This is a genomic window from Streptomyces sp. NPDC126510 (genome assembly GCF_040302345.1).
GTDB lineage: Bacteria > Actinomycetota > Actinomycetes > Streptomycetales > Streptomycetaceae > Streptomyces.
The window spans coordinates 61,812-74,530 of the sequence record NZ_JBEORR010000020.1; the positions used below are offsets into that span (position 1 = coordinate 61,812).

9 protein-coding genes are annotated in these 12,719 nt (G+C 72.5%); 4 read left to right on the forward strand and 5 right to left on the reverse strand.

The genetic code is table 11. From position 1 onward, the window contains the following. Nucleotides 1–42 precede the first annotated feature (42 nt). Nucleotides 43–1,260 (reverse strand): MFS transporter, encoded by a 1,218-nt coding sequence (locus ABTX60_RS26540; protein ID WP_502992400.1) that lies wholly within the window; start codon nucleotides 1,258–1,260, stop codon nucleotides 43–45. 105 nt (nucleotides 1,261–1,365) lie between these two features. Here ABTX60_RS26540 and ABTX60_RS26545 point away from each other — a divergent pair, with 105 nt between their 5' ends. Continuing rightward, entirely contained in the window at nucleotides 1,366–2,844 is a 1,479-nt protein-coding gene (locus ABTX60_RS26545; protein WP_352099516.1) for a glutamate-cysteine ligase family protein, read from the forward strand. 2 nt (nucleotides 2,845–2,846) lie between these two features. Here ABTX60_RS26545 and ABTX60_RS26550 read toward each other — a convergent pair whose 3' ends face one another. The 3 genes from ABTX60_RS26550 to ABTX60_RS26560 are packed head-to-tail and all read right to left on the reverse strand — an operon-like array spanning nucleotide 2,847 to nucleotide 5,539. Then, entirely contained in the window at nucleotides 2,847–3,956 is a 1,110-nt protein-coding gene (locus ABTX60_RS26550; protein WP_352099517.1) for a Gfo/Idh/MocA family protein, read from the reverse strand. Further along, a complete protein-coding gene (locus ABTX60_RS26555; RefSeq protein WP_352099518.1) occupies nucleotides 3,926–4,636 on the reverse strand; it encodes a ThuA domain-containing protein in 711 nt (236 codons plus the stop codon). Before ABTX60_RS26555 ends, ABTX60_RS26550 begins: the two co-directional genes overlap by 31 nt. Nucleotides 4,637–4,687: 51 nt before the next feature. Beyond that, a complete protein-coding gene (locus tag ABTX60_RS26560) occupies nucleotides 4,688–5,539 on the reverse strand; it encodes a methyltransferase domain-containing protein (protein WP_352099519.1) in 852 nt (283 codons plus the stop codon). A 93-nt stretch (nucleotides 5,540–5,632) separates the two neighbouring features. On the opposite strand from ABTX60_RS26560, the gene ABTX60_RS26565 reads away from it, so the two are divergent. The 3 genes from ABTX60_RS26565 to ABTX60_RS26575 all read left to right on the forward strand — a co-directional run bounded on the left by ABTX60_RS26565 (nucleotide 5,633) and on the right by ABTX60_RS26575 (nucleotide 8,593). Further along, the gene (locus ABTX60_RS26565; RefSeq protein ID WP_352099520.1) at nucleotides 5,633–6,064 is read left to right on the forward strand and encodes a helix-turn-helix domain-containing protein; all 432 of its coding nucleotides are present in this window, start codon (nucleotides 5,633–5,635) and stop codon (nucleotides 6,062–6,064) included. Nucleotides 6,065–6,160: 96 nt separating this feature from the next. Continuing rightward, nucleotides 6,161–7,429, forward strand: a complete 1,269-nt coding sequence (locus ABTX60_RS26570; RefSeq protein WP_352099521.1) for an MFS transporter — start codon at nucleotides 6,161–6,163, stop codon at nucleotides 7,427–7,429. A gap of 144 nt (nucleotides 7,430–7,573) precedes the next feature. Then, nucleotides 7,574–8,593, forward strand: coding sequence for a LacI family DNA-binding transcriptional regulator (locus ABTX60_RS26575; RefSeq protein ID WP_352099522.1), 1,020 nt, complete (start codon nucleotides 7,574–7,576; stop codon nucleotides 8,591–8,593). Here the strand turns inward: ABTX60_RS26575 and ABTX60_RS26580 are convergent. After that, nucleotides 8,590–12,534, reverse strand: a complete 3,945-nt coding sequence (locus ABTX60_RS26580; protein WP_352099523.1) for a glycosyl hydrolase — start codon at nucleotides 12,532–12,534, stop codon at nucleotides 8,590–8,592. The genes ABTX60_RS26575 and ABTX60_RS26580 overlap by 4 nt on opposite strands. Nucleotides 12,535–12,719 lie beyond the last annotated feature (185 nt).

Here is a 12,719-nt window from a genome sequence, read left to right on the forward strand (position 1 = left end):
TACCCAGGATCACCGGCATCCCCCCTGGTGGCTCCACGCGTTTCAGTCCCCTGCCGTCCGCCGGGCGGCCGCCCCCACCAGGGCCCCGACGACCGCCGCCACCCCGGCCAGTACCGCCACGCTGGTCAGCGCGGCCGGCAGGGTGAACCAGTCCGCCATGAAACCGATCGCGGGCGGGCCGAGGAGCATGCCCCCGTACCCCAGCGTGGAGGCCGTGGCGACGCCGCCGGGGCCCGCCAGGGCGCCCGCGCGCTCCACGGCCACCGGGAAGAGGTTCGCGAGGCCGATGCCCGTGATCGCGTAGCCGGCGAGAGCGGCCCAGAGGGAGGGGGCGAGGGAGCCGGGCAGCATGCCGACCGCCGCGGTGGTGCCGCCCACGACGACGGTCCGGGTCCGCCCCAGACGTTCCAGGAGGGTCGTGCCCGTCAGCCGCCCCACCGTCATCGCGAGCGCGAAGCACGAGTAGCCCACGGCCGCGGCGCCTGCCGAGGCGTGCAGGTCCTGTTCGAGGTGCAGGGCGCCCCAGTCGGCCAGCGCCCCCTCGCCGTACGCGGTGCACCCCGCGATGAGGCCGAAGACGAGGACCAGTCCCCGGGTACGGCGGTCCGGGCGGCGCGGGGATCCCTCGGCGGGCCGCTCCCGTTCCGGGGGCACCGGCGGCTCGTGCCGCAGGAGGGTGGGGCCCGCCGCTGCGGTCACGAGCAGCCCGACGACCGTGAGCAGCAGCAGGTGGCGCGTGGGGGAGAGGACCCCCGCGACCAGCGCGCCCAGCCCCGCTCCCACCATGCCGCCGAGGCTGAACGCCGCGTGGAAGCTCGGCATGACCGGCCGCCGCAGCGCGGCCACGAGTTCGACGGCCGCGCTGTTGAAGGCCACGTTGATCCCGCCGTACGCGGCCCCGAACAGCAGCAGGACGAGGCCCAGCGCGAGGGCGGAGTGGGTCAGCGGGGGTAGCGCGACGCTGAGGGAGAGCAGGACGGCGCAGACGACGGTGACCCGGTGGTTGCCGTAGCGGCGGCACAGGCGGCCCGTGAGCGTCATGGTGATGACCGCGCCGGCGGAGAGGCCCAGGAGGGCGAGGCCGAGGGTGCCGGCGGATGCGCCGGTCTGCGCCTTGATGGCGGGGATGCGCACCACCCAGCCGGCGAAGACGAAGCCGTCGAGGGCGAAGAAGACGGTGAGGGCGATCCGGAGCCGGGTCAGGGAGCTGCTGTCGGCCGACACGTCCTTGTGCGGTCGGAATTTGTTTATTTGCGGCACAAAATCAGGCTAGGTGGGTGCGGGGTCGAGGACAAGGTGCGACTCTGGGACGAGACCCGCACGCCGCGGAGCGGACGTATCCGCCGAAGGAGCGCAGGAGGGCACATGGGACGTGACGTGCCGGCCCTGGTGTTCACCCGGGAGGACCGCCGTCGGTACCGCGAGAAGATGCACACCGACCTCGAGGTGCTCGCCCGGATGCTCAGCGAGTCGGGCTTCGAGAGCGAGCGCCCTCAGGTCGGGCTGGAGATCGAGCTCAACCTCGTGGACGACTCCGGGCTGCCCGCGATGCGCAACACCGACGTGCTCCAGGCGATCGCCGATCCCGCATGGTCGAGCGAGCTGGGCCGCTTCAACCTGGAGATCAACATCCCGCCCAGGCTGCTGACGACCGGCGGCCCGGGCTCCTGGGAGCAGGCGATCCGGGACGCCCTCAACCACGCCGAGGACCGTGCCGCCGCCGTGGGCGCGCACCTGATCATGGTCGGCATCCTGCCCACCCTCGGCGAGTCGGACGTCAGCGAGTCCGCGCTCTCCGGCGACCCGCGCTACCGCCTCCTCAACGAGCAGATCTTCGCGGCCCGGGGCGAGGACCTGCGGATCAAGGTCGACGGAGTGGAGCGCCTGTCGACGTACGCCGACACCATTACTCCCGAGGCGGCCTGCACCAGCACCCAGTTCCACCTCCAGGTCGACCCGAGGGAGTTCCCGCACTACTGGAACGCGGCCCAGGCCATCGCGGGCGTGCAGATCGCCCTCGCGGCGAACTCGCCCTTCCTGTTCGGCAAGGAGCTGTGGCGCGAGACCCGCATCCCCCTGTTCGAACAGGCCACCGACACCCGCCCCGAGGAGATCAAGGCCCAGGGCGTACGGCCCCGGGTGTGGTTCGGGGAGCGCTGGATCACCAGCGTCTTCGACCTCTTCGAGGAGAACGTGCGCTACTTCCCGGCCCTGCTGCCGCTGTGCGAGGACGAGGACCCGCAGAAGGAACTGGACAGCGGCGGCGTTCCCCAGCTGAGCGAACTGACCCTGCACAACGGCACGATCTACCGCTGGAACCGCCCCATCTACGCCGTCACCGAGAGCGGCCCCCATCTGCGCATCGAGAACCGGGTCCTGCCCGCCGGCCCCACCGTGGCCGACATCATCGCCAACGGCGCCTTCTACTACGGTCTGACCCGCGCCCTGGTCGACGAGGACCGGCCGGTGTGGTCGCGGATGTCCTTCTCGGTCGCCGAGGAGAACCTGCACACCGCGGCCCGCGACGGCATCGACGCCCGTCTGTACTGGCCCGGCGTGGGCGAGGTGCCCGTGACGGAACTGGTGTTGCGGCGCCTGCTGCCCCTGGCGCACCGGGGCCTGGAGCTGACCGGCATGGACGCCGAGTGGCGCGAGCCCCTGCTGGGCATCATCGAGCAGCGCTGCGTCACCGGCCGCAACGGCGCCGTGTGGCAGGCGGAGACGGTGCACCACCTGGAGAAGGCCGGCATCTCAGACCGCCGTGAGGCGCTGCGGCAGATGACCAGGACGTACATGGACTACATGCACATGAACGTGCCCGCGCACACATGGCCCGTGGACTGACGTCACTCCTGCCGACCGAGCCACTGCGCCGCGGTCGTCAGGGGCACGGCCGCGGGCACCTCCGCCGACGTCGTCAGCTCGATCCGGCGTCCCTCGGCCGCCGAACGCAGCAGAGCCGTCATCGTCTCCAGCACGTGCAGGGCGAGTTCGCCGTTCGCGCGGGGCGCCCGGTCACCGTCGGCGGTGAGGAAGTCGAGCAGGCCGACACCGCGGGCACCGTCCGCGTAGCCCGCCGACGCCGGAAGGGGGCGCCAGCGGGTGTCGCCGAGCGTGTGGAGACGGACCTCGCCGTCGAAGCGGTTCGGGTCGGGGACCGAGAGGGTGCCGTTCTCGCCGTGGACCTCGATCGGCGCGGCCGTGGTGGCCACGCCGTCGAAGCTCGTCGTGAGCGTCGTCAGCGTTCCGTCCACGTGCTCCAGCACTCCGGAGACATGGCTGTCCACCTCGACCGGTATGCGCTCGCCGGCGCGCGGACCGGATCCGATGACGCGCTCGGCGCGCAGCCGCCCGCCCGCCCCGGTCACGGCACGCACCGGTCCCAGCAGATGGACCAGGGACGAGAGGTAGTACGGCCCCATGTCCAGCAGCGGGCCGCCGCCCGCCGTGTAGTAGAAGTCCGGGTTCGGGTGCCAGCGTTCGTGGCCCGGGGTCACCATCACGGCCGAGGCGAACTGGGGGCGTCCGATGGTCCCCGCCTCGACGGCCGCCCGCGCGGTCTGAACTCCCGTGCCCAGCACGGTGTCCGGGGCGCAGCCCACACCGGTGCCCGCCTTCGCGGCGGCTTCCAGGACGGCCCGGCCGTCCTCCAGGTCCGCTGCCAGCGGCTTCTCCCCGTAGACGTGTTTACCGTGCCGGATCGCACCGACCGCTATCCCGGCGTGCGCCGCCGGGGTGGTCAGGTTCAGCACCGTGTCCACCTCCGGGCTGCTCAGCAGCTCCTCGACCCTCAGGGCCCGGGCGCCGGGCAGTTCGGCGGCGGCCGCGGCCGACCGGGAGGGGTCGAGGTCGGCGACCGCGGTGATCCGCACAGCGGGATGGCCGGCGAGCGTGTCCAGGTACGCGCGCGAGATGACGCCGAGCCCTACGACTCCGATGCGGTGCGCGTCGCCCACAGCATGCCCCTCTCGACGATGGTGCGGACGTGGGGGTTCTCCAGCACGTCGACGCTGTGCCCTGGCGTCGTCACCACGATCCGCCCGGCGCCCCATCGGCGGGTCCAGACCGCAGGGGAGGTGACCGGCCGGTGCCAGGGCTGCCACGGCCGGGTGGGGTGCGTGGTGGTGGCCAGGACGTCGATGAGGTCGTCGTGGAGCACCCAGTACTGCTCGGTGTCCAGCGTGAAGTCCTCGATGCCGGCGGTGATCGGGTGCGCGCGGCCGGCCTCGGTCAGGGTGATGGTGTGGGGCAGGAAGTTGTCCGATGCCTCACCCCGCCGCTCGCACGGCTCCTTGCCGGGGTGCGTGGCGAACTGGCCGCCGACCAGGTGCAGATAGTCCGAGGAGGAGCGGAACGAGTCGGCGATACCGCCGTGCCAGCCGGTGAAACCCGTGCCGGCCATCACGGCGGAGCTCAGGCCCGCCAGCTCATCACGCGTGATCTCCGACATCGTCACGCACTGCACGACGAGGTCGGTGGCGGCCATCTCGGCGTCGTCCGCGTAGATCCCGGTCGACTCCTCGACCCGGACGGCGTACCCGTTGCCGTGAAGGAAGGGCAGGAACAGTTCCGTGGCCTCGACCGGCTGATGACCTTCCCAGCCGCCCCGGACCACCAGCGCTCTCTTCTGCGTCATCGTGATCTCACTATGCGCCGGTGGCCCGCGTTCGGAAAAGAGGGCCGGACCTCACGAAAGTTTCGCGCCGGCGGCCCGCGCCGACACCATCCAGCAGGCCGCTGTGTAGCGGACGTCCGCGCCCTCCACGAAGGGGTCGAAGGCGGGGCGGACCACCTCGACGATCTCCGCCCGGGTCCGCTCGTCGGCCTCGGGCAGGACCGTGCCGAGCGGACCGAGCCGGCTGAAGTAGGTGACGAGGTCCTTCTCGGGCAGGGTGCAGACCACGTCGACCGGCTGGAAGTCGATGCCGGCCCAGCCGCTCTCCGCCAGTACGCGGTGGACCCGCTCCGGGTCCGCGAACGCGAACTGGCCCGGCTCGTCCGGCCGGCGCACGGGCAGCTCCGGCAGGAACGGGGCCGCGGCGCGTTCCGCCGTCGTCATGAACGGGTTCTCCTCGGCGCCCCGCCACACGACGCACCGCAGTCCGGCCCCGTCCCGCACCGTGCTGCGGAGATTGGCGAAGGCCCGCACCGGGTCGCTGAAGAACATGACGCCGAAGCGCGAGACGACCGCGTCGAAGGCGGCCGGCTCGAACGTGTACTCCTGAGCGTCGGCCTCGATGAAGGACGCCGCCACGCCCTCTCGCTCGGCGTGCGCCCGGGCCGCCTCGATCATCGGCCCGGAGATGTCGACCCCGACGCAGTGACCGGCCCGGCGTGCGACGGCCCGGGTGACGGCGCCGGTGCCGCAGCCGACGTCCAGCACGCTCGCCGCGTGGTCGGCGGCCACGGCGTCGACGAGCAGCTCCTCGATGGGCCTGAACATCCCGTTCAGCACCTCCTGGAGGTCCACCCAGGCGTGGCCGGCGGGCCCGTTCCAGCGGGCGGCCTGCTCGTCGTAGGACCTGTGTGCGTCATTCATCGGCTTCTTCTCCCTCTGCTCTGCCTCGTCCCGCTTGCCCTCGCCGGGACGGGATGACAGCGTTCTACTTCAAGTCGACTTGAGGTCAAGACAATGACAGACCTGGACATAGCAGAAGTGGCGCACCGCGCCGGAGTTCCCGCCTCGACGCTGCGGTTCTACGAGGAGAAGGGGCTGATCGCCTCGACCGGCCGGCGCGGCCTGCGGCGCCAGTACGACAGCGGGGTGCTGGAGCGGCTGGCGCTGATCGCGCTGGGGCGGACGGCTGGTTTCTCGCTCGACGAGATCGCGCGGATGTTCGCGCCGGACGGGCGGCCTTTGATCGACCGGCAGGTGCTGTCGGCCAAGGCGGAGGAACTGGACCGGAGGATCCGCGAACTGGGTGCCCTGCGTGACTCCCTGCGGCATGCCGCCGCGTGCCCCGCGCGCAGCCACCTGGAATGCCCCACCTTCCGCGGCCTGATCGACGCGGCGGCGTCCGGTGGTGTCACGGCGCCGGGAAGGCGGCCGCCCGAACGCCGTTGACCGGTCGTCGGCGCTCTTGGTCCAAAACTGGGTCGTCCTTTGCCCGATTCCCGTCGCCGCGTGCCTAGCCTCGGCTGCGAACTTCGGGAGGCCGCCGTGCTGAAGACCGTGAAGGGCCAGGCAGCGGGTCTGACCAAGGACCAGCGCAACGCCTTCGTGGCCGCCTATCTCGGCTGGGCCATGGACGCGTTCGACTACTTCCTGGTCGTGCTCGTCTACAGCGAGATAGCCGACGACTTCCATGTCTCCCTCACCGACATGGCGTTCCTCACCACCGCGACCCTGGTCATGCGGCCGGTCGGCGCGCTGCTGTTCGGCATGTGGGCGGACCGCCGGGGCCGCCGCGTCCCCCTCATGGTGGACGTCGTCTTCTACTCGATCGTCGGCTTCGCCTGCGCCTTCGCGCCCAACTACACCGTGCTGCTGGTGCTGCGCCTGCTCTATGGCATCGGTATGGGCGGCGAGTGGGGTCTGGGCGCGGCCCTGGCCATGGAGAAGATCCCCACCGAACGGCGCGGATTCTGGTCGGGCCTGCTGCAGAGCGGCTACTCGCTGGGGTATCTCCTGGCGGCCGTGGCCTTCTTCGTCATCGAGCCCGTCTTCGGCTGGCGCGGCCTGTTCGCGTTCAGCCTGCTGCCCGCCCTGGTCGCGCTGTGGGTGCGCAGCAGGGTGGAGGAGAGCGAGGTGTGGGAGAAGAGCGTCGCGCTCAACCGCACCCCCGCGCACCAGGTGTTCAGGAACCCGGCGGTGCTGCGGCGCTTCGTCTACCTGGTCGCGCTGATGACCGCCTTCAACTGGATGTCGCACGGCACCCAGGACATCTACCCCACCTTCGTGAAGAAGGGCCTCGACCTGTCGGCGAACACGTCGATCGCGATCGCGGTGGTCTACAACATCGGTGCCATGATCGGCGGGGTGCTGCTCGGTGCGTACTCCGAGCGGCTGGGCCGCCGCCGGACCATCATGATCGCGGCAGCCGGGGGACTGGTCGTGGTGCCGTTCTTCGTGCTGTCCACCACCGTCGGCTGGCTGATGCTGTCGTCCTTCCTGATGCAGGTGTGCGTGCAGGGCGCGTGGGGCGTCATCCCGGCGCATCTGACCGAGATGAGCCCGGACGCCGTCCGGGGCTTCTACCCGGGCGTCACCTACCAGCTCGGCAACCTCATCGCCGCACTCAACCTGCCGATCCAGGAGGCCCTCGCCGAGCGCCACGGGTACCCCTCGGCGATGGCGTGGACCATCGTGCCCACCCTGGCCGTGGTGATCCTGCTGAGCGCGCTCGGCAAGGAGGCCAAGGGGGTCCGCTTCGGGAGCGGCTCGGCGGCGGCGCCCAGCGGTGCGGCGGCCGGCACGGTGCAGTCGTGACGCAGGAGCGGCCCGACAACGCCCTGTTCCCGCTTGTCCACCGACACTCCGCGGGAAAAAACGTTCCACACGCGGTCACGGTATACTTCCGGCGCCCATGAAGGCCATCGTCGTGCCTGGTCGCGCGGCCGCAACAGCGAGGGGGTGGACGCCGTTCCGGCACGCCCCGCCCGCATCCAGGACGTCGCCGCGGCCGCCGGTGTCTCGGTGTCGACCGTGTCGAACGTCCTCAACCGGCCCGAGCGTGTCACCGCCCGGACCGCCGAGCGTGTCCGCGTCGCCGTCGCCGCGCTCGACTACGTCCCCCATCCGGGAGCCGCGGGCCTGCGCACGGGCCACTCCTCCGCGATCGGGCTCGTCCTGCCCGACGTCACCAACTCCTTCTACGCACGCATCGCTCGAGGCGCCGCGGACGCGGCCTACGACCACGGCTACTCCCTCGTCCTGTGCCACAGCGGCGACGCCCCCGAACGGGAGCAGGGCTACTTCGGCATGCTCGTCGAGCAGCGGGCCGTCGGAGTCGTGGTCGTGCCGCTCAGCGCCGACCCCGGCCGGCTGGCCCGGCTGCGCGAGCGGGGCATCCCGCTCGTCCTGGCCGACCGCGCGATGCCCGACCGGGAGGGCTGCTCGGCCTCCGTCGACGACATCGCCGGCGGCCGCATCGCCGTGCAGCACCTCCTCGACAGCGGAGCACGCGACCTCCTCGTCGTCAACGGCGAGCGCGGCATACGCCAGTGCTCCGACCGCTACCAGGGCGCCCGGCAGGCCGTGCGCAGCCGTCGCGGGGCCCGGCTCGGCCAGGTCGTCGCCGAGCGGATGACCGTCGCGTACGGCACGGAGATCGCCCGCGGCCTGAAGGACCTGCCCGACGGGGTGTTCTGCACCAACGACTTCCTCGCCGCCGGCCTGTGCCGGGGCCTGACCGAACGGGGCGTGCGCGTCCCCGAGGACGTGCAGGTCGTCGGCTACGGCGACCTCGACGTCGCGACCTTCGGGGCGACGAGCCTGACGACGGTCCGCCAGCCGGTCGAGGAACTCGGCCGGGCGGCCGTGGAGATACTGCTCGACGAGATCGAGGCCAGCGCGGACCACCTCCACGAGGCCCGCGTCTTCGCCCCGGGCCTCGTCCTGCGCGACTCCACCCGACCGCCCGCCGACTCCTAACCGTCGGTCGTGATCCGCAGCGTCACCGGCCCCCACAACCCCGACGACAGCTGCGACGCGAACGCCCAGGCGGTCGGCGTGGCCTCCGCGAGATACGGCGCCAGCGTGCCCCGTACCGTCACCTCCAGCCGGACGGTACGCCCCGCCGTACCGCGCAGCGGGAATCGGTACGGCGGACAGAACGCCTCACCGGCGAACTCCCCGTCGACCGACAACTCCACGCTGCCCCGCACCCGCCCCAGATCCAGCACGGGATCGGGCCCCTGCGGCACCTCCACCGACCGCGCGTACGTCACGCCCCCGCTCCATCCGCCCAGCCCCACCTCGCGCCAGTCACCCAGCGCCAGCGGCGCCGGCACGGTCCGTACCCTGACCGGCCCGCGCCAGGCCGAGCCGCCCCGCAGCACGGCGGTGGGCTCGGTGACCACCTCGACCCGGGCCGGTTCCGTCAACGGCCCACGGAGCGTCAGCGACCCGCCGGTCACGGCCGTTTCCCTCCCGTCCCCGACCCGCACCCGCGCGCCCAGCGCCAACGGCAGCTCCAGCGACACCGTTCCCGGCGGAACCGTGAACCGGAAACGCTGCGGTGCCGCCCGGACGTCATCGGTGGACCGCGACGGCCATACGGCACCGCCGGCCACCGGCGGGCCGGCGAGCCACGCGGTCTCCGGGAGCGGGTGCGGTCGCACGGCGGCGTGGCAGTGCTGCAACTCGCCCCGCCTGCGGACGTCTTCGACCGTCCGGCCCCGCCACCCGCCCGTCTCGGCCTCCCAGCCGGCGCCACCGACCAGGGCCGTCACCCCCGCGACCGACCGCGCCACCAGGTCGACGTACACGGCGTCCCGGGCGTCGGCGCTGTCGGCCACGATCTCCAGCGTGTGCTCGCCCGCCCCGAGTTCCGGCTCGTGACGGAAGAACATCGGCACGGCGCCCCAGTCCGCCTCGTAGTACTCCACCTTCTCCTGCCGCGCCACCACGTGCCCGTCGAGCAGCACCGTCACCGCCGAGGCGGCACCCACGACGAGCACCGTCCGCGTGCCCCCGGCCGGGACCGGGAACCGCGCGCGGTAGACGACCCGGCCGTCGGGCCGGACCCGGTCCGGTGGGCGCATGAACCGCGGCCGAGGCCCGAGCCCGCCCGGTTCGGACAGGCAGAAGAAGCTGCCGAGCGGGGTGCCCGCGGCGGCCGAGATCGTCGAAGGCCGGTCCTGGGCGTCCGACAGTTCGTACTCGAGCACGTTCCGGGCCCGTTCCACGTTGACCGGCGCGGAGGCGAGATAGCCGCCGTCGCAGGGGTCCAGCGGCTCCCCGTTCCACCACATCCGCTTGACCGCCTCCGCGCCGACGTGCAGCTCGGCAGCCCCCCGCTGAGCGGTCTCGACGATCGCCCGCACCCGCGCGGCCGTGCCGCCGCCAGGTACCGGGACATGCACGAACTCCTCGTTCACCAGCCCCTTGGTACCCAGCAGGCCGCCCTGGTCGAGGATCCCCCGGCTCGCCGAGTACACCCCGGCGCCCCAGGCCGAGTCCGGCGGCACCAGGGGCAGTTCACCGGCGAGGACCCGCTCCGCGCACGCCGTGTCCAGCGGCTCGGGAACCCGGTCGAGGGGCACCGGGGGCAGGACGCGGACCCGGTTGCCGTAGGTGACCCGGGTCTGCTCCCACGCCGCCCCCTCGGTCCAGTCCATGGTCCAGATCTGCGGCTCCGCCACGGACGTACCCGGGGGCAGTGCGAGATCGCCCCACGCGTTGTCCATCGTCGGGACCAGCCGGCCGTGCCAGCCGGACGAGACGTCGAGCACCCGCGTCTCCGAGCCCCGCGCGGAGGGTGCCGGTGCCGAACGGCCCTCGCGCCAGACGACCAACGCCGCCGGGGCACCGTCCAGAGGCACCTCGATGGCCGACAGGGTGCCGTCCTCCAGGACCGTGACGCGGGCGGGGCCGCGCGAGCCGGTCGCCGGGTTCCAGACCTCGGCCTCCGCGACGCGGGCCCGGACGGTGATGGACGAGGTGGGCATGGGCTCGGGCACGGAGCCGGGCGGTCGCAGGGGATGCGCGCCGATCTCCGGGAAGGAAGCCGTGACCAGAGCCACCGCGTCGTTCCCGCTGCGCCGGACGAGCAACGGCACCTCGCCGGTGGCGTGTCCGGCCGCGTCGGCCACCGCCGCGGCGGCGGCCTCGGGGTCGCGCACCCGCTCAAGCCGGGGATGAGCGAGCAGCGCCGCCACGACCGAGTCGTCACCGGACCGGCCCGCCGCCGTCGCGGGCGCACGGCCCACGACCACCACCCGCCCTCCCGTGTCGAGCAGTTGGGCCAGCCGCCGGGCGGTCTCCTCCTCCAGCACGCTCGCCGAGGGCAGCAGCACCGCCCTGAACACCAGGTCCCTGATCCGCAGGGCACCGTCTGCGGCTTCGGCGCGCTGCACCGACGCGTCGTCGACGACGTCGAAGGAGATGCCGTGCCGGTCCAGGGCACCGGCATGCGGCCGGAGCCAGTTGTTCGTGCCGCACAGGTCCAGGTAGTGCCGCTGCGTCTCGTCGGCCAGGGCGTGGCCCTCGCCCAGCCGGCCGTCGCCGAAGTGCCGGACCGGCGCGTCCAGCGGCACGAGGGCCTGCATGGTGGCGGTGGGGTGCAGCACCGCCACGTCGGCCGCGTAGCCGCCCCACGACATGATCGAGCAGATCCGGGCCACGGCCCGGGAGAACGCCGGGTACTGCCGCCAGTAGGGCTGGCGCCAGTCGGTGGACGGCGGCGCCCACTCGAACCAGCCGGCCGCGGTACCGAAGTAACTGGCGTGCGGGTTGTAGAGGTTGGCGCCGCTGCGCAGGAACGGCAGCAGCCAGCCGTAGGTGTCCTCCAGCGTGCCGCCCCAGCCGGAGGAGTGGAACGCCTCGATCCATACCCGCTCGTGGCCGTGGAGGTGGGCCATGGAGGAGTGCACTTTGGCGTCGCCGTGGTGGTCACTGCCCGCGGCGCTGTACCAGCGGTGGGTGCGGAAGTAGTCGGTGTAGAGCTGCGTGGACTGGGCCGGGTACCCCGCGCGGGCGGGGTGGCTCTGGTCGCTGCCCAGCAGCAGACCGCGCTCGCGGTGCCATGCGGCGAGCGGCCGGAACAGGGCCTGTTCGGTCAGCTCCGCACGGACCGCGTAGTAGTCGGCGCGGATCTTCCCCTCCGGCACGCCGGCGTCGGTGCCGAACAGGGCCGGCAGGTGATCGAGCAGGTCGTAGCCGCGCCGGGTGCGGAACTCGTCGGCGAAACGGCGGCTCCAGGCGTTGGTGCCGGGCAGCTCGTCCTGGAAGCTGCCCCGGATGACGGTGCCCAGGTACTCGGGTACGCGGCGGTCGTACTCGTGGTGGACGGCGTCCATCAGCAGGCCCACGGCGTGCGGGTCCAGGTAGTCGAACGCCGTGGGGACGGCGGTGACGAGCCGCACCGCGCTTCCGTCCGGGGCCGCGACGGTCCCGCCGGCGGCGAGTTCGAGCCGCCGGCCTCGCCGGGAGTACGCGGCCAGCGGCGTCTCGGTGTCCGCCAGGGCGACCGTGCCCCCGGAGACCCGCACCTCACGACAGCGCAACGCCAGTCCGGCGGCCTTGGGGTGACGCCGCGTCACACCGCCCTGCACATTGGCCCCGGAAAAGCCGATCTGGTCGTAGAACCACAGGCGCGTGCCCAGCTCCGCCGCGATCTCGCAGGCGTCCGTGAAGCGCGCCCACCACTCCTCACCGAACCACACCGGATCGTCGGCCCGGGCCCCGAACGTCGGGCCGGCCGGAGCCAGATTGATGACGACGAGGTTGTGGACGCCGCCCTCCGCGAACGCCCGCAACTGCCAGGCGAGCCGCTCGCGGGTGACCTTCGCACCCGACCACCACCACAGGGGAGTGGGGCCGAAGTCGCGGGGCGGGGCGTCGAACAGTCGCCGGAGCTCGGGGGAGATCACGGAGGCGGTCCTTCCCCTGAAACGTTTTCAGACCCCTGTCACCGTAGGTGAGCTGGAGCGGCCACGCCATAGCGCCGGTACGGGATCCCACAATGCGACGTCATGTCAGCCATACGTGCGCGACACCTTGTTGCAACGTTTTTCTCGCCCTATATTCGCTGCGACCAGGCCCCCGGAACCGCGAT